Origin of the sequence: Paraburkholderia sp. GAS334, from assembly GCF_050436625.1 — a bacterium.
Classification (GTDB): Bacteria; Pseudomonadota; Gammaproteobacteria; order Burkholderiales; family Burkholderiaceae; genus Paraburkholderia.
Genome location: NZ_JBNDMO010000022.1, coordinates 37487 through 55410 on the forward strand (window position 1 = coordinate 37487; position 17924 = coordinate 55410).

At 63.9% G+C, this 17924-nt stretch carries 14 protein-coding genes; 2 read left to right on the top strand and 12 right to left on the bottom strand.

Annotation, left to right across the window (positions count from 1 at the left end):
- Nucleotide 1: 1 nt before the first annotated feature.
- A complete protein-coding gene (locus P3T21_RS29345; RefSeq protein ID WP_429259462.1) occupies nt 2-1252 on the bottom strand; it encodes an acyl-CoA dehydrogenase family protein in 1251 nt (416 codons plus the stop codon).
- A 206-nt stretch (nt 1253-1458) separates the two neighbouring features.
- On the opposite strand from P3T21_RS29345, the gene P3T21_RS29350 reads away from it, so the two are divergent.
- Nucleotides 1459-4197, top strand: a complete 2739-nt coding sequence (locus P3T21_RS29350; protein WP_429259463.1) for a LuxR C-terminal-related transcriptional regulator — start codon at nt 1459-1461, stop codon at nt 4195-4197.
- Between the two features lie 97 nt (nt 4198-4294).
- Here the strand turns inward: P3T21_RS29350 and P3T21_RS29355 are convergent, their stop codons facing one another.
- The 5 genes from P3T21_RS29355 to P3T21_RS29375 form a co-directional block, all read right to left on the bottom strand.
- Nucleotides 4295-5068: a glucose 1-dehydrogenase gene (locus P3T21_RS29355; protein WP_429259464.1), complete on the bottom strand. Its 774-nt coding sequence runs from the start codon at nt 5066-5068 to the stop codon at nt 4295-4297.
- A gap of 189 nt (nt 5069-5257) precedes the next feature.
- A complete protein-coding gene (locus P3T21_RS29360; protein WP_429259465.1) occupies nt 5258-6025 on the bottom strand; it encodes an SDR family NAD(P)-dependent oxidoreductase in 768 nt (255 codons plus the stop codon).
- Between the two features lie 94 nt (nt 6026-6119).
- Complete coding sequence (locus P3T21_RS29365; protein WP_429259466.1) at nt 6120-7235, bottom strand: saccharopine dehydrogenase family protein; 1116 nt, start codon at nt 7233-7235, stop codon at nt 6120-6122.
- Between the two features lie 53 nt (nt 7236-7288).
- The gene (locus tag P3T21_RS29370; RefSeq protein ID WP_429259467.1) at nt 7289-8893 is read right to left on the bottom strand and encodes a class I adenylate-forming enzyme family protein; all 1605 of its coding nucleotides are present in this window, start codon (nt 8891-8893) and stop codon (nt 7289-7291) included.
- Between the two features lie 367 nt (nt 8894-9260).
- Nucleotides 9261-10307 carry a DUF1254 domain-containing protein gene (locus P3T21_RS29375; protein WP_429259468.1) on the bottom strand — a complete coding sequence of 349 codons (1047 nt, stop codon included), beginning with the start codon at nt 10305-10307 and terminating at the stop codon, nt 9261-9263.
- A gap of 334 nt (nt 10308-10641) precedes the next feature.
- Here P3T21_RS29375 and P3T21_RS29380 point away from each other — a divergent pair, with 334 nt between their 5' ends.
- Complete coding sequence (locus P3T21_RS29380) at nt 10642-12039, top strand: DUF1254 domain-containing protein (RefSeq protein ID WP_429259504.1); 1398 nt, start codon at nt 10642-10644, stop codon at nt 12037-12039.
- 40 nt (nt 12040-12079) lie between these two features.
- Here the strand turns inward: P3T21_RS29380 and P3T21_RS29385 are convergent, their stop codons facing one another.
- From P3T21_RS29385 to P3T21_RS29410, 6 genes are all read right to left on the bottom strand, one after another.
- Entirely contained in the window at nt 12080-12523 is a 444-nt protein-coding gene (locus P3T21_RS29385; protein ID WP_429259469.1) for an acyl-CoA thioesterase, read from the bottom strand.
- A gap of 197 nt (nt 12524-12720) precedes the next feature.
- Nucleotides 12721-13623 (bottom strand): SDR family NAD(P)-dependent oxidoreductase, encoded by a 903-nt coding sequence (locus P3T21_RS29390; RefSeq protein WP_429259470.1) that lies wholly within the window; start codon nt 13621-13623, stop codon nt 12721-12723.
- An 88-nt stretch (nt 13624-13711) separates the two neighbouring features.
- Nucleotides 13712-14167 (bottom strand): MaoC family dehydratase, encoded by a 456-nt coding sequence (locus P3T21_RS29395; protein WP_429259471.1) that lies wholly within the window; start codon nt 14165-14167, stop codon nt 13712-13714.
- A 14-nt stretch (nt 14168-14181) separates the two neighbouring features.
- Complete coding sequence (locus tag P3T21_RS29400) at nt 14182-15330, bottom strand: acyl-CoA dehydrogenase family protein (RefSeq protein ID WP_429259472.1); 1149 nt, start codon at nt 15328-15330, stop codon at nt 14182-14184.
- A 15-nt stretch (nt 15331-15345) separates the two neighbouring features.
- Nucleotides 15346-16545 carry an acyl-CoA dehydrogenase family protein gene (locus P3T21_RS29405; RefSeq protein ID WP_429259473.1) on the bottom strand — a complete coding sequence of 400 codons (1200 nt, stop codon included), beginning with the start codon at nt 16543-16545 and terminating at the stop codon, nt 15346-15348.
- Nucleotides 16546-16558: 13 nt separating this feature from the next.
- Nucleotides 16559-17740, bottom strand: coding sequence for a lipid-transfer protein (locus P3T21_RS29410; RefSeq protein WP_429259474.1), 1182 nt, complete (start codon nt 17738-17740; stop codon nt 16559-16561).
- Nucleotides 17741-17924: the final 184 nt, after the last annotated feature.

Here is a 17924-nt window from a genome sequence, read left to right on the forward strand (position 1 = left end):
CTCAGGCAACCAGCCTGCCGTGATCCATCAGCAGCGTACCGCCCTTGATGGCGAGCATTTCGTTGCAGCCGTCCGCGATCAAAGCCGGGCGAGCATCGCGGAACAGCTTTTCCACCGGATATTCGCGCGTGATGCCATTGCCGCCGAACATCTGGATTGCCTCGCTCGCGACCTCGAACGCAGTCTGCGTGGAGGTCACCTTGGTGGCAATCGACCCTTGCAGCGCAGGCGCGGCCGAGCTGTAGTTGTAAAGGCAGGCGCGCTGGTTCAGTGCACGCGCAGCCTCTATCTTGCGGAACATATGGAAGAGCCGTTGACGCACGCTTTGATGCTGGATGATCGGCACGCCGCCCTGCCGGCGCTGATGCGCGTAGTCGAGCGCGTGTTCGTAGGCCGCCCGCGCGCAACCAAGCCAGATGCTGCCCATCAACGCATTCCCCTCGCACAGCATCGCGTTGACCTCGAAGTCGTATTCGTCAGGACCGGCAAGCAGATGGTCGCGCGGAATGCGCACGGCGTCGAAAAAAATCTCTCCTTGTGGAAGCGTGCGTTGACCGAGCTTGTCGAGCGGCTTGCCGCGCGTCACGCCCTTGACGTCGAGCGGCACGAGCACCACGCAACGCTTCAACTCGCCGCTGCCGTCGTCGTACGCGGTGCACAGCACGCACAACTGGGCAATCGGACCGCACGAAACCCAGGCCGACTTCTGGCCGTGAATGACAAGATCGCCGCCCTCGACCTTCACTACGCAGTTCGGCCGGCTATGCCGCCCGCCCGGGACCGCGCAGGCGCCGTTGAAGTCCACCATGTCGCTGCCGTGGTCGGGCTCCGTGAGCCCCCAGCATCCGATCCGGGAGCCTTCCGGATACAGCGCCAGCAAGTCCTGCCGTCCCATGTTGTAAAGCGCCATCCACGGCGCCGTCGCGACCCCGAGCAGGCACGCAAGGCCGGCATCGCCCCAGCCGAACTCTTCGAACAGCAGCGGCATCAGCCGGCCGCGTTCGTGCCCGTTCAGGCTAAACAGGCTCTCCGTCGTCAAGCCAAGCTTCGCTGATTCGGCAAGGACGTGCCACAACTCCGAGTCCGGTGCGATCACCTGCTCCGGCGTGAGGCGGTCCAGCCGTTCGCCCACCGGACGCATGACCGTCCCGGCGAAACGCCTGACGTTCGCCTGCATCGTCGACTCCACTTCAGACAACGATGATTCGAGCCCGGTCGGCCCCAGGTTGACCTGCAAGTTCGCGGTGGACATGCTGCGCTCCTCAAATGGATCGGTGGTATCGTGGTGCGGCGGCGCGCTCGATCTGTGCGGCCTGCCGGGTCTGATCGCACGCATGTTTGCACCTCACCTGAGCGCCGGCAATCACTCCGTTGGGCGATGCGCCGGGGTACCCCGCGCGGCATAATGCGGCTGTAGACACCAGAACGAGCTGCGGCGCATCAGCGCCGCGACGAGACATGAAATCAACGGGCGAACCCGCCTCGGAAGTCACCCCTTCTTCCCTTCTCGCCACCAAGGTCGCCCCACCGCGCGCGATGCGTGGAGCGATCGCGCGTGGGCGCCTCACCGCGCTGGCTACGGAGGTCGAGGCGCATCTGCTCACGCTGGCCAAAGCGCCGGCCGGCTTCGGCAAGACGACGCTCGCGCTCGCCTGGGTGAGCGAGTTCGCGAGAAACGGGTTGCGCGTTGGATGGTTTTCGGTGGACCCCGAAGACAACGACGAAAAGCGCTTCTTTTACTACCTTTACTGGGCCGTGCTCAGGGCGGACAAAGACACGTCCGCGCTCCAGACGGTCCGCGCACACGGAGACCTGCGCGCCGAAGACCTGCGCAACCTGCTGCTCAACCATATCGCCGATCTCGACGACGAATTCGTCCTGATCGTCGACAACTACCACTGCGTCACCCAGCCTCGCGTGCATGCGCATGTCGCGTATCTGCTGCAGCACGCACCGTCCAATCTGCATCTTGTCCTGTTGACGCAGGAGGCATTGCCGTTTTCCCTGGTGCGCCTGCAGATACAGGGGCAAGTTCTCGAACTGAATCCGTCGCTGCTCCGCTTCACGTTCGACGAAGCAAAATCGCTGCTGGGCGAACGCGGTTATTCCGAGCCGGAAATCGGCCGATTGCACGCCGCTACTCACGGGTGGCCCGCGGCGCTGCGGATCGCGGTCCTGTCACCCACCTCGACCGGCTTCGGCACGCCCGGTGTGGCGCCGATCAATGCCGACCAGCTGCTGCAAAAGATGATCGCCGAGTGGTTAGGCAACCTCCCGATAGATCTGGCAGATTTCCTGGAGCGAACCACCGTCTCAGACCGGCTCTGCAGTTCTCTGTGTTCCGAATTGACCGGCTCTCTTCCAGAACAGGCCCAGGCAACACTCGAATCGCTGGAGAGCCAGCAGATGCTGGTCGCCCGGCTTGACGAAACGGGCAACTGGTTTGGCTACCATCAGTTAATGCGTATGGCGCTCTCAGAACGCATGAATCAGCGCGACCCGGGCATCGTACCGGTATTGCATCGGACCGCAAGCCAGTGGTTTGCGCGGCACGAACTTTGGGAGGAGGCCGTCAAGAGTGCGCTAGCGGGCGGCGACACGCAGCAGGCGCTGGCGTGGATCGAAGCGTGCGCGATGCCGCTCGTCAGACGCGGCGAACTGCCGACGCTGCTCGCCTGGCAACGCCAGCTAGGTGCGGCTTTCCTGGAAGGCCCGATCAAGCTCAAGCTCGCGATCGCCTGGGCCAACGTGCTGGCCATCAACAGTGAAGAACACCTTCACTTCCTCGATGCGATCGAAGCGGAAATTCACCGTGAGAAACCGCAGACGGCAGAGGCTCTGCTATGGGAGTGCAAGGCATTGCGTGCGGGCAGGCTGGGGCTCTCAGACGACACCGAAGGCGCCTGGCGACTCGCGACGGAATGCGCTGAACATCCCGTGGCCGACCGCTGGATGATGAACACCATTCACAACGTTTTGCGCTTTTGCGACCTGAAGGCCTGCCGCTGGCAGGCCTTCTACGCCACGCCGAATATCGCCTATGCGCCCGGCGAGTTCTCCAACAACGTGCTGAGTCAGATCTACCATTTTCTGCTGCTCGGCATGGGGAAATTCGTGCAACTGGAGCTCCATGGCGCACGGCAGTACCTGACGAGGGCCGTCGATCTCAGCGTGAGCAGCACCGGACCGGATTCCTACTTCACCGCACTGACGGTCCCATGGCTCGCACGGCTGCAATACGAACAACTGGATTTCGATGGCGCGGAACGTCAGATCGAGAGCCGGCTCGAGCTCATTGCGACAGTGTGCAGCATCGATACGGTCACCAATGCGTTCGTCGTAGTTGCCCGAATCGCGTTGCGGCGCAACCAGATCGAGCGCGCGCACAGCCTGCTGGCGCGCGCCGAAAAAATTGGCGTCCGCCAGGGCTGGGTACGCCTCGAGGCCGCCGCGCTTCTCGAACGGCTGCGCGTTCATATTCACGAAGGCCGGCCTGCAGGCGATCATCCGGCAGCGTTGACCTGCCTCACGAGGATTGCCCGATTGCGTTCGGCACACCCAGCGCAGCCGGACAGCGCGCTGGCAGAGCTGGAAGTATTCTGGTCGCTTGCACAAGGCTACTACGCACTCGCCAACAAGCGTTTTGACGTGGCGACTGCCCAGCTTTCCGCCTTGCATGACGCGTCGGCTGCGAAGGGGAACAACTATCTGGCGGTCTGGGCAGGCTCCGCGTTGGCGCTTGGCCTTTATCAAAGCCAGAACATGGATGCCGCGTTGCGAGCCATATCGGCTGTCATCGATCTGGCGGCGCCCGCCGGGGTGATGGCGACCGTACTCGAACAGGGCCCGGACATGGCGGCCCTTCTGAAAAGATTCCGTGATTCGAAGCTCAACGAAGACAGGCAATACGCTCACGCGCCGTTTCTCGACGCCATCCTCCTTGCCAGCCGCAACCAGACGACGCCTCTCGCCGGGGCCGCCGCCATCGCGCTGACCCCACGGGAGCTGAGCATTCTCGATCTGGTTGCGCAACTGAAGTCGAACAAGGAAATATCGCGCGCGCTCGGCATCTCACTGGATACCGTCAAGACGCACATGAAGAACATTCTCGCGAAGCTCTCGGTGGGCAAGCGGATCGAGGCGGCAAGACGCGCAGAAGCGCTTGGCCTGATCCGGTGTAGCGATCCGTACCGTTGAACTGATAGCGGCGCAGCTGGCGAGGCCGCATTCAAGCGTGCTGAGTCGGCATCGGCATACCCGTGCAGTACACCGATGCCATTCAGGCAGCGCGGGTTCAGCCAGCCGTGTAGCCGCCGTCGACCACGAGGTCGGACCCATTCACGTAGCTGGATTCATCGCTCGCGAGGTACAGCACGGCATTGGCGATTTCCGCAGGCTGCGCCATGCGTCGCATCGGCGTGCGCCCCATGACCTTTTGCTGAAGCGCCTCGGTTGCTTCCGGTGGCAGCTTTGACACGGCGGCCGCCAGCAGGGGGGTTTCGACAAAGCCAGGACACACCGTGTTGATACGGATGCGATATCCGGCCATCCCGCAGTAGACCGCGGACGACTTCGTCAGCATGCGCACCGCGCCCTTGCTGGCGCAGTAGGCCGGCACCATCGGTTCGCCGAGCAGACCTTCGATCGACGCAATATTGACGATCGAACCGCCCTTCTCCTTCATCTCGCGGATACCGAGTTGCAGTCCGTGAAACACGCCGTCGAGGTTCACGTCGAGCGTCGTGCGCCAGTCGGCCCAGCTCACGAATTCGATCGGCCCGACTCCTGCAATGCCGGCGTTATTGACGATCACGTCAAGACTCCCGCCGAATGCCCTGGCTGCGGCAATCGCGCTCTCCCAGTGATCGCGCGAACTCACGTCGTGGCAAGCGAAGCGCACGGCCAGACCCACGCCGGCAAGCGCGGCGGCGGCGGCCTCGCCTGCAGCGGCGTCGACGTCGGTCATCAGGACTTTTGCGCCTTCCTCAGCGAGGCGCCGTGACGTCGCGAGCCCGATTCCGCTCGCCGCACCCGTTACGAGACAGGTTTTGTTTTGCATGCGTGGCATGGTGATAGTTCCTTCAATTCATGGACAACCAGGTCAATTCGATAGCCGCACGCGAGAGCGGACCCCGCCTGGCAATGCGCGACGCGGCACGGCCGCCATGCGACGATGACCTGAATGCGTTGATCGATCCGATGACAGGCCCGGATCGTCCCGTCACTGGATCAGGCCGGCAGTTCAGGCCTGCCGCACTCAGGTCGCCGACATACCGCCGTCAACCGGGTAGGTGCCGCCCGTGCAGAAACGACTTTCGTCGGATGCGAGAAACAGGACCAGTTGCGCCACTTCGCCAGGCTCGCCATAGCGGCCGGCGGGAATGCCCGCTTCGGTCTGCGCCCTCACCGCGGCACCCGCGCCAGGCGCCGCGCCTTCTTCGATAGATGACATCATCCGGCCAGTGATCGGCGACGGATGGATCGTGTTAATCCGCACGCCCGTGCTCGCGGTTTCCAGCACGGCGGAGCGCATCAGTCCGATCACCGCGTGCTTGCTCGCGACATAGGCCGAGAACAGCGGCACCGCACGCAGGCCGGCGATCGACGAAGCGATGATCACGCTGCCGGATCCCTGCTTTTGCATCACGGGGAGACCGTACTTCATGCTCAGCATCACGCCAGTCACATTGACCGCGAACACGCGCTCGAAGACCTCGAGCGGATAGTCGACCACGGGCGCGGCAATACCCTCGGTGCCCGCATTGCAGAACAGCGTATCGATGCGGCCGTGCCGCGCGAGGGTCGCCTCGACGAAGCCGCGCACCTGCGCCTCGCTGGTCACGTCGCCCACCACATAGCTCACGGCATCGCTGCCCAACCCGGCAACCACGCGTTTCAGGCTCGCCTCATCCCGGTCGACGAGGACCACGAACGCGCCTTCCTGCGCGAACAGCTTCGCGGTCGCCCGCCCGATATCCCCGGCGCCACCCGTGATGACCGCCACATTTCCCGCTAGTCGTTTCAATTCAATCTCCTTGTGCCCGCATGCGTTCGTTCACGCAGTACGGCGCAACCGGCCACGCCGTCGATGGCATGGCCGGCCGCCCTCATTGGTGCAATCAGAACGTCTTTTCGATGCGGCAGTGCAGGCCGTCCTCGGCCAGTGCCGCGATCAGTTCGCGATGGCCGAAGGCACGCGTGGCAGACTGGAAGCCGACCGCCTTCAGCTTGCCGTCGACGATGCGTCTGGCCGCCTCCGCGCACAGCGCGCCCGTCCCGATGTAGCCGCAGTTCGAATACATGACGACCTGAACGCCGCTGTTCACGCCGCGCCCATAGCACGACAGAAGCATGCGGTTTTCCTTCGGGTTCTCGCGCGGAAGCCCCGCGGAATCGGGTGCGATGGCCTTGCCCCATTCGTTGGTGACTTCCTCCATCTCAGCGGGCGTCCTCGTCTTCGCGAGTTCCTGATACTGGCTCATCCTGTCGATCAGGAAATCGACCATCGGGCCCTTGGGCACAGCGACCATCATCTTGCAGTTCAGCACACGCTCGTCGTGTTCCAGCCAGATGGGCTCGAAACCGCCGCCCCACGGAAACCCCTGGTGAATCACGTGCGTGCCCGGCACCGCGACCTCGAAGTTGGGCACCGCCGGCCACGTCGTCATGTTGCCGCCCTGCTTGTACGGGTTCGGCAGGCAGATCATGCGCATGAACGACAGCGACGAAGCGTAGGACGGCGTCGCGCGCGGGTCGTAGAGAATCTCAAGCGAATCGATCTCGGGATCTTCCAGCGCGACCTCGGCGGCCAGCATGCCGAAGATGCCCAGGTAGGCGCAGCACGGCGAGATCAGCAAGCCTTTGTCGGCAAACGCCTGGCCGTACTGATCGCGCACGAACATGCCCCAGTCCTGCTCACCGGTGGTGTCGATATAGTGAACGCCGGTCTCAAGCGCCGCCTTGACCACCGGCTCGCCCAGTTGACCGTACGGGCCGACCATATTGATCACGGCCTTCGCGCCGCGCAGCAGGCGGGTCAGCGAAGCCTCGTCGTGGTCGACCACCTCGATCTGCACATTGTGGTTGCCCGGCACCTTGCGCAACGCCTCTTCGAGCTTGCCGCGGTTGCGGCCGGCGGCGACGAACGGCACGTTGCGCCTCGTCAGTTGCTCGGCAACCAGTTGCCCGGTGTAGCCGTTCGCGCCGTAAAGGACGATCGGGTGTTTTGCAGTCATGTGTGTCTCCTCTGTCTCGCAGATTGTCTTTCAATGGATGAGTGGCCCGCGTTTCACGGTTGCCGCACTTCGGTGAATACGGTTTCGTTGTGCGGATCGAACATCTCCAGCAAGTGACGATCCTGGGGCTTCTCGGAGGCGGTCTTCGGAATCTCCCTGAGCATCTGAACGAAAGTGGGAACGAAGTTGGCCTCGAGCTCCGCGCGGCACGCGCGGAAGATCGCCTGCGCGTCGAACGCCTGCACATCCCCCGGCACGATGCTCGCCACCACGTCCTTTTCGCCCGGCGCGCCGCTCGCGGCCTCGACGCCCCACACGTAGACGTCGTCGACGTTGTCGCAGTCGGCGATCACCTTCTCGACGAAACCCGGGTTGATGAAGTCGCCGTTGTGACGGATGCCGCCGCCTTTGCGATATTCGAAGAAGAGCCACCCGTCCTCGTCTTCGCGCACGATGTCGCCCGTCCACAGCCAGCCGTCGCGGCATTTGTTCTGCGAAGCGGCCGGGTTGTTGAAGTACTCGACCGTGTAGGGCGCGCCGTCTGCCGGGCGGAACAGGAGCTCGCCTGGCGTGCCTTTCGCCACGTCGATGCCATGCTCGTCCACGATGCGGCACTGCATGCCGGGCACCGGCTTGCCCATGCTGCCGACCGGCCCACAGCCGACCGGCCGGAACGTCAGCCCGCCCTCGGCGCAGCCGTAGAACTCCAGGATGTTGACGTTAAAGCGCGACTCGAACGTATTCCAGATCGCGGCGGGCATGCCGGCGGAGACCACGAGGCGCACCGGGTTGTCGCCATCGTCCGGCCGTGCCGGGTTGGCGAGGATCGCCGTCGTCATGCCGCCCAGCAGCGTGAAGGTCGTGCATCCATAGCGGCGCGTGATATCGAGCAGACGCGACTTCGTGAAGCGGCGCGACAGGATGCAACGCAGCCCGAGCACGAGCGCCGGCCCGAGCGTGATGACCTGCGCGTTGCCATGGGTCAGCGACAGCCCGGAATACAGGCAATCGTCAGTCGTGTAGCCCACCATCAACGGGGCGAGCACCATCGCGCCGCACAGACGCTCCTGCGACATGACGATGCCCTTCGGATCGCCGGTCGTGCCGGAGGTGAAGATGATCTGCAGTGCATTGGCGGGCGTCGCGCGGGATTCCAGCTGCGGCACTTCATGCGGCATCACGCCCGACCAGTCGAGCACGCCGGGAAAGGCGGCCGGGCCGCGTTCGATTTCATCGGTGTTCAGGCCGATCACCCACTCGACAGAGGCGGCTCTCGCGCGCGCTTCGCAGACGTTCTCCAGTGCGTAGTCGGCGGCGATCACGCCCTTGCAGCGGGTGTTGTCGAACATGAACGACAGCTTCTCGCCACGTGTGCGCGGATCGATTGGCACGCAGACCGCACCGGCGATCGAGGCGCCGATCATCAGCTCGACGAACTCCGGATGATTGGCCATGACGATGGCGAAGCGCTCGCCGGGTACGACGCCAAGCCCCGTCAGCAGTTGCGCGACGCGCTGGCCGTTGTCCCACAGCTGCCGATAGGTGCGCACTTCATCGGCGCGCACGCCGGCACCTTCGATAGTCAAAACCGGGAAGTCTGGCTGGCTTTCCGCGCGATTCGCGACGATTCCGCAGAGGGTTTGCTCAGAACGCGCCATGTTCAGTGTTCCTCGACCCGAAAGTTTTCCTCGGACATGCTGCACTCCTCATCTGATTCGTTGGTATCCGGTGCGGCGCCGCCGTGGGCGGGCGTCTCGCGTCTCTTCGCCCATAGTTGCACCTCGTCTGGCGGGGGACAATCACTCCGTTGGGCGATGCGGCGGCTCATCCGCTATGGCCTTCTGAAAAAATGGGGGAGCCCAAACGAATGCAGCGGGATGGCGCCACGAAAACTCGGCGCCGGGGGGATGGCTGGTGGCAGCGCGGGGAACGCGGATGGTGATACTTGCCGCGCATTGCGCCGCGGCAACAAGGAAGCGGCGGCGCTGACGGGTCGCAGGCCGCCTGTCGAAAGGCGACCGCCGTTCAGTTGACGGCCTGGGCCTCCGGAAACTTCCACTTTCCGCTCAACGCCTCGGGGTGCGCGCGGTACAGGCGCACCAGATAGTTCCAGCCGGGCATGACCGGCAGGCAGTTGGGACGCGTTCCGTCGCAGCCGCCGAACTGGACCTCGACCGAGCCGTCGTCACTCCTTTTCGCGGTGATGTTGTTGAGCGAGTACGCATCGAGCGAGTTGTGCTCGAAAAAGCCCTCGGCGTCATACACGCTGATCGACCAGAAGCCATCGACGGGAACGTCCTTGACCGAAAGCCTGTAGACCGTCTCGCCGTCGTTCTTCGCGGGCGTGACGGGCAGGTAGAAGGCGTCCTTCTCGGGGCTGCCACCCCAGGCGATAGCCGTTCCGAGCAGGTGCCGCACAGGGTCCACGTCCTTCGCGCTGCCGAACATGCCCTTCGTATCGTCGACGGTGGCGCCGATCACAAGCAGTGCGTCGTGGATCTTCTTCAAACCGGCCTGGTCCCAGTTCGGCGCCTCGAAGCGGCCCCGGCTATTCTGGCTCAGCTTCGTCGCATCCTGCAGGGTGTGGACCTGTTCGACATCCTGCGCGTTTGCGGGATTCACCAGCGTGCGCACGCCGAGGAGCACGTAGCGCGTCCCGATCTCCCGCCGGCTAAAGGTATGCGTGCCCTGGCCATAGAACAGCGCGTGCGTGTAGTGGTTCTCGTCGATCACCTGCAACGACATGAAGCGCTTGCCTGGATCGGGCATCGAGACCGTGACGGGTCCGGCGTCCAGGTCGATGACCGCGAGCGAATAGAGCGTGTCCCGATTGGGCCGCACCACGTACTGGTTTTCGACTGGCGTGAGTCTGCGCACATGCTGGAACTGGCCGAAGCCGCCGCCGCTGGCTACCCTGGTAAAGGCTTTGTCGGTTTCCGCGCGGATGTAGTTGTCCGCCGTGACCGCAACGGTCGGTGCGGCGGCGGTCTCGCTCGCGGCGCAGGCCGGTCGCGCAAGCGCGGCAACGCCGACGATGCCAATCGCGCAGGCGGAAAAGATTTTTGCAAACACGCTACGTCTCCTCGTCAAGTCCATGAATGTGGGGGCGCCAGCCGGCGCCCGCCTCGATACCATTTATTCGTGATCACCGATGCCGCCGTTCTTGCCGCACCGCGACGAACTATGTCCATCATCTGATCGGTCATTCCCCTCTCATTTCGGGGGGGACCGCAACAACGCCCCCCGAAAAGGAAGGCTGCCAGGCCTGGATGGACTGATATGGTGCGCGCACCCGGATGCGACGAGCGTCCGCGCGCCCATGCGCTGTCGAGCGGCTTAACACGCGGCACGTCGCATCGCAGGATTGACCGGATCATCACAGTGGAGGGACTCGATCGTGAACAGCATGCTTGTCGGGGCAGTAGGTCTCGCATGCGCGGCATCGCTCGCTACAGCCAGCGCGTCGCCCGCCGACGAACTGACCCATCGCGAGATCGAGCGGCGCGCCGTCGAAGCAGTGATCTGGGGGATGCCTGCCGTCAACTACGATCTGATGCTGCAGCAGGCGGTGAACAAGGCGAGGGGTGGCGTGAACCAGGTCGTCTACTGGTCGCGCCTCGCGGACTGGAAAAACCAGACCCTCACGCCGAACCCCGACTTGATCTATCTCATCCCCTTCTTCGACACGAAGGAGGTTGGCCCGATGGTGCTGGAGATTCCGCCTGCCGACGAAGGCTCGATCACCGGCACCGTGATGGACGCCTGGCAAAATCCGCTGGAGGATGTCGGGCCGGCCGGCGTGGACAAGGGCACGGGCGCCAAGTACCTCATCCTGCCACCGGGTTACAAGGGAGAGACGCCTGAAGGCTACATCGCGCTGCCGTCGGACACCTACGAGGGCTACGCCCTGCTGCGCTCCGTCCTCAAGAGCGGCAGCGATGCGGACATTGCGCAAGCGGTCGCGTATGGCAAGCGCATCAGGCTGTACCCGCTGGCTCAGGCTGAGGCACCTCCGGCGACGACATTCTCTGACGCGACCGACATTGTCTACGACTCGACCATCCCTTACGACGTGCGCTTCTTCCAGTCGTTAAACCGGGTCGTACAGAGCGAACCGTGGCTCACCCGGGATAAGGCGATGATCGATCAGCTCAAATCGCTCGGCATTGAAAAGGGCAAGCAGTTCAACCCCGACGCCAGGACCTCTGACATCCTGAACGCCGCCGCACGCGAAGCGCACGACTGGCTCGATCTGCAATACCAGGCCGCCTTCAAGACTGGATACTTCGCCAGCGCGCACTGGGCCGTGCCCGGCACGAGAGCGTTGTTCGAAGGCATGGCGACTGCCTTCGCCGATCCGGACAGCTATCCGGTCGGCGCGCGCGGCCTCGTCTACACCTTCGCCTTCTTCAGCCCGAAGCATCTGGGCAAAGGCTCTGCGTACCTGCTCACAATCGACGACAAGGATGGCCGACGCCTTGACGGCAGCGCTAGTTACCGGCTCACAGTGCCCGCGAATGCGCCTGTCTCGCAGTACTGGTCCGCGACGGTCTACGACCGTGCAACCCATGCGCTGATCCGCAATCTGCCGCGCTCGGGGCGTTCCTCGCAAAGCGTCGATCTACAAAAGAATAGCGACGGTTCCACCGACATCTATTTCGGGCCGAAGGCCCCTGTCGGCAAGGCGTCGAACTGGGTGCCCACGCAAGCAGGCGCTGGCTTCGAAGTGCTGTTCCGCTTCTACGGCCCGCAAAAGCCGTTGTTCGACAAGAGCTGGGCGCTGCCGGACCTCGAAAAGCGCTGAAAGCGCACGGCGGCCCAGAGCCAGGCGAGTGGGCCGCCTTTCAGTCTTCGTTGATCGCAAGCGGCGTGAGCGCCGCGCGCATCGCGTCGGACAATGGCATCGGACGGCGCAATACGCGATCGACGTAGACATGCACGAAGTGCCCTTGCGCCGCCGCCTCCTGCTCGCCTTCGCGAAAGAGTCCGACTTCATAGCGGACACTCGACGAGCCGGATCGGGTGACGCGCAGCCCCGCGTCGATGCGATCAGGAAACGCAATCGACGCGAAATAGCTGCACTGCGTTTCAACGACGAGGCCAATTAATTCGCCCCGTTCGAAATCGAGCACGCCGGCCGCGATCAAATACGCGTTCACGACGGTGTCGAAATAGCTGTAGTAGATAACGTTATTGACATGTCCATAGACGTCGTTGTCCATCCACCGGGTCGGGATGGACAGGAAGTGGCGATATGCATCGCGTGACAAGGCGGCCGGTTTCTTCATGGCGATTTTCATTGCGTGGCGTCAACTGCAGGGAGGACAGACATTCAGGCGCACTTCCCTTGCAGCCGCTTTTCGAACCTCAGCTCCGGCGCCTCGCTTGAGCCAGGTTGCCATTGCCGCTTCTCAACGCCAGATTGATTCATTCATCAAGCGGAAACGGTCGCCGCCCGCCTCGCGGCGGGCGACCGTTCGCTCAATCACTGACCGCTTGCCAGCTTCAAAAACGCCTGCACCTGGTGGTTCGACTCATCAAAGGCGCGTGCCGTACTCCAGTTCGCGATCTCACCGAAATGCGCCGCGACACCTTCCGGCGTCAGTTCCGCGTCTGACAGCAGCACCGGGGCCGTCTCCACCACCGTCCCCACCGAAAACGCACCGCCGCCCGCTGCGATGATTGTCTTCGACGGCGCGTCCTCGCTGCACAGGAACAGCACTCCGGGCCCCACACGGTCAGGCTGGATCCGCTGCAGCATCGCTTCGGGCAGGATGTCGGCGGTCATGCGCGTGGCCGCGACCGGCGCAATCGTATTGACCTTGATGTTGTACTTGCGACCTTCGGTTGTCAGCGCGTTCATCAATCCGATCAGCGCCATCTTCGCGGTGCCGTAGTTCGACTGGCCGAAGTTGCCGTACATGCCCGAGGACGACGCGGTCATCACAATGCGGCCATACTCCTGGGTGCGCATGATGTCCCACACCGCCTTCGTGCAGTTGACCGAACCCATCACGTGCACGTCGAGCACCGCCTTGAAATCGGCGATTTCCATCTTCGAGAAACTCTTGTCGCGCAGGATGCCCGCGTTGTTCACGAGGATATCGATGCGTCCGAACTCGGTCATGGCGCGCTTGACCATCTGCTGCACCTGATCGAAATCGGCCACGTTGGCGCCGTCGGCGATCGCCGTGCCGCCCGCTTTGCGGATTTCCTCGACCACCGCGAGTGCCGTCTCCGGCGAGCCGCCACTGCCGTCGCGCGCGCCACCGAAATCGTTGACCACCACCTTCGCGCCACGCGCGGCGAGTCCCAGGGCATATACGCGGCCGAGGCCAGCACCCGCACCAGTCACGATTGCGACTTTGTCATCGAAACGAATTGTCATGAGTGAGTTCTCCACATTGATAATCATGGTTGGCATTGCGCAATGGCAAGCCAGATGCGATCGCGTCGCGCGATCGCGCATCGGTCAGTTACGGAAACAGGCGCGTGATCGATTCCGCCACGCATGCGGGCTTCTTCGCACCGTCGCACTCGACGGTCATCTCGATCTTTAGCTGTGCGCCGCCGGCGGCAAGCGCCTCCCACGCGAGCAGCCGGAAATGCGCGCGCAGCCGGCTGCCCACCGGCACCGGCGCGATGAAGCGCACCTTGTCCAGTCCATAGTTCAAGCCACTGCGTGTCTCGTGGATCTCGAAGGCGGTCTCGAAGAACGCCGGCAGCAGGCTCAGCGTCAGGAAGCCATGGGCGATCGGGCCGCCAAACGGGCCGTCTTTGGCGCGCTCGACGTCCACGTGAATCCACTGGTGATCGCCGGTCGCATCCGCGAACAGGTTCACGCGCTGCTGATCGATCAGCAGCCAGTCGCTTGTACCGATCGATTCGCCAACTAGCGGTTGCAAGTCGGCGATCTTTTCGAAATTCTTCATACTGCGTCGTCTCCTTAAACCAATGTGTGCTGCAGATGTGCCGCACAGGCCGCTTCGTGCCGCGCGCTGCCGCCGAGCAGCACGTCGGCTACCACGGCGCGTTTGTAGTAGTGACCCACCGCGTACTCTTCGGTCATGCCGATCCCGCCATGCAGCTGGATCGCCTGACCGCAGACGAATTTCGCTGCGCGCCCGATCAGGGCCTTGGCCTGCGAAACGGTATGTCGACGCACGGCTTCCGGGTCGTTTTCGATCGACGCGAGCAGCGCATGCAACATCGAGCGCGCTACTTCCAGTTCCGCCGCCATGTCGGCCATCCGATGCTGCAGCGCCTGGAAGCTCGCGATCGGCACGCCGAACTGCTTGCGCATCTTCAGGTAGTCAGCGGTGATCGCGATCGCCTTTTCCATGCCGCCCACCAGCTCCGCGCACAGCGCCGCGGTGCCGTGCGCAAGGCCATGCTGCAGCGCCGCCAGGCCGTGCCCGGGTTCGCCGAGCAGATCGTCGTGACGCACGCGCACGCCGTCGAATGACAGTTCCGCAGCCCAGCTTCCGTCGTGCAGCGGCAACGCGCGGCGCGTGAGACCATGGCTCGCGGCATCGACCAGCACCAGCGTGAGGCCCGGAGCATCTGGCGTGACCACGGAAACGATAAAACTATCCGCGTCGAGCCCACCCAGGACCAGCGTCTTGCAACCGTGCAGGGCATAGCCCCCGGCCGAAGCCTCGGCGCGAGTCAGCACAGGCTCGGGAAAACCGCACGACTGCGCCTCGCTATACGCCAGCGCGAGCTTGCGTGAACCGTCGGCGACCGGCGGCAGCAGCCGCTCGAGCTGCGCCGGCGTGGCGGCCGCCGCCAGCGTCTGCGCGGCCAGCACCGCACAGCCCAGATACGGCGCCACCACGAGACCGCGGCCGAGTTCATGGGCGATCAATACGGTGTCGATGAGCGTGCCGCCCAGCCCGCCGCCCGCCTCGGGCAGCGCTGCGGCAAGCCAGCCGTTGTCAGCGAACGTCTGCCAGTGCGAGGTATGACGGGTGTACTCGGGGGTCGCCCCCGCCTTGATCAACGCAGTGCGCGCTTCGAAGCTGTAATCCTTGTCGACGAAGCGGCGCACACTGTCCTGCAGCATTTGCTGCTCTGAATTCAGGTTGAAATTCATGATCGTTTGGGCAACTCAGAATTGGAACAGCATCTTGGCGATGATGCCGCGCTGCACTTCGCTCGTGCCGCCGTAAATAGTCGACGCGCGGCGGAAGAACATCTCGTTGGCGATGCCCCGCCCGACCTGCTGACGCGGCAGCGGCTCGCTCCGCCCATCGTCGTGCGGCTCCGGATATGCAATCGCGCCATCGTCGCCGAGCGCCTCCAGGAGAAACTCGCTGAGCCGTTGCTGCAGTTCGGTACCACGCACCTTCAGGATCGAGCCCATCGCATGCGCGGCGGGGCTATGGTCCTGCTCCATCGCGGCGACGCGCTTGACCATCATCGCGATCGCGTTGACCTCCGCTTCCAGCCGCGCAAGCTTCAACGCGAACTCCGCATGCGCAATCAGCGGCGGGCCGTCTGCGCGCGGGGCGCTTGCCAGTTTCGTAAGCTGCATCAGGTAGCGTCGCAGGATCGGCAGGTCGGCAGCGGAGGCGTGCTCGTTGTTGAGCAGGAACTTGGTGATGTTCCAGCCCGCGCCTTCCTCGCCGACGCGATTCGCGACCGGCACGCGCACGTTATCGAAGAACGTTTCGTTCAGGTGATGGCAATCGTCGATGCTGCGGATCGGACGCACCGTGATGCCGGGCGTCTTCATGTCCACCAGCAGGAAGCTGATGCCGGCCTGCTTCTTCACTTCGGTATCCGTACGCACCAGCAGGAAGATCCAGTCGGACTCGTGCGCATAGCTGGTCCAGATCTTCTGCCCGTTCACGACGTAATGGTCGCCTTCGCGCACGGCGAGCGTGCGCAGGGACGCGAGGTCCGAACCGGAGCCTGGCTCCGAGAAACCCTGGCACCACAACCGGTCGCCATTGAAGATCAGCGGCAGCTGTTCAGCCTTCTGCGCGGGGGAGGCAAACTCGTTGAGCACCGGCCCCAGCAGCTTTTGCGCAAAGCCATCCTGAGTGGGCGCGCCTGCCGCGATGCACTCTTCGTCGAACACCAGCCGCTGCAGCACGCTCCAGCCCGTGCCGCCATCTTTCGCGGCCCAGTACGGCGCCCCCCATCCCTTCTGGTTCAGGATGCGTTGCCAGCGTACGAGATCGGCGCGCATCGATCTGACGCTGCCCACCGGCTTGCCGGCCAGCCCGGCCGGCAGGTTTTCGCGCAGAAACGTGCGAACTTCCTCGCGAAATACGTCCAGTCCCTGATCCGGTTGAAAATCCATCGACTTCTCCCGCCTAGTTGCGGTACATCGTCACGACGCACGCGCCGCCGATGCCCACGTTGTGCTGCAGCGCGACGCGGGCGCCTTCCACCTGGCGCTCGCCAGCCGTGCCGCGCAGTTGCTGGACCAGTTCCGTGCATTGCGCGAGACCCGTTGCGCCGAGCGGATGGCCCTTCGACAGCAGGCCGCCCGACGGATTGACGACATAGCGCCCACCGTAGGTGTTGTCGCCGTCGTCGATGAACTTTTCGGCGCCACCTTCCGGGCACAGCCCCAGCGCTTCATACGTGATCAGTTCGTTGTGGGCGAAACAGTCGTGCAACTCGACCACGTCCACGTCTTCCACGCCCACGCCGGTCGCCTCATAAACCTGGCGCGCGCCGTCTTTTGCCATCCCATACCCAGCGACGTAGCGCAGGTCGTCGCCATGCAGCGACGCCTCAGTGTCCGTGGTGAGCGCCTGGGCGGCGATCCACACGCGCGAATCCAGCCCGTGACGGCGCGCGTAATCTTCACTGCACAGCACAGCCGCCGCCGCGCCGCAGGTCGGCGGGCAGGCCATCAGACGAGTCATCACACCAGACCACATCACCTGCTCGTTCATCACGTCCTCCACGCTCACGACCTTGCGGAACACGGCGAGCGGATTGTTCGCGGCGTGGCGGCTTGCCTTCGCGCGGATTTTGGCAAAGCTTTCCATCGGCGTGCCGAAGCGCTTCATGTGCTCCATACCGGCTCCGCCAAAGATGCGCAGCGCGGGCGCAATCTCCGGCGGCACGCCGAGGCGGTCGCATTGCGCGAGGAACAGGTCCGATGGCAACGGCCGGTCGGGAAAGTAGTTGCCGAGCGCACCCGGATTCATCTGTTCGAAGCCCACCACCAGTGCGATGTCGATCGCCCCCGCTTCGATGGCCTGACGCGCGAGAAAGAGTCCGGTCGAGCCGGTCGAGCAGTTGTTGTTAACGTTGAAGATCGGCAAGCCCGTCATGCCAACGTGATACAGCGCGCGCTGGCCGGCCGTCGAATCGCCATAGACAAATGCCGCATACGCCTGCTGGATCGCCTGATAGATCACGCCGGCATCCGCCAGCGCAAGGCGCGCAGCCTGCGCGCCCATCAGGTCATACGTTTCACTGGCACCGGGCTTCTTGAACGGGACCATCCCTACACCGGCCACTACCACCTTGCGCGTCATGCGTTCTCCTTCACCTGTTATTCACGCCGTTCGGGCGAATCGGCACTGGACCATCATAGGCAGAGGGCCCCCCAGCCGCCCCTTCCTTTCTAGGGGGCGCTTCCGGGTGCAGGGAGCATCGCGGAACGTCCTGCCGGGCCGGCGTGCGCCGGCCACGGAGTGATATCCGGGTCTACCCGATACC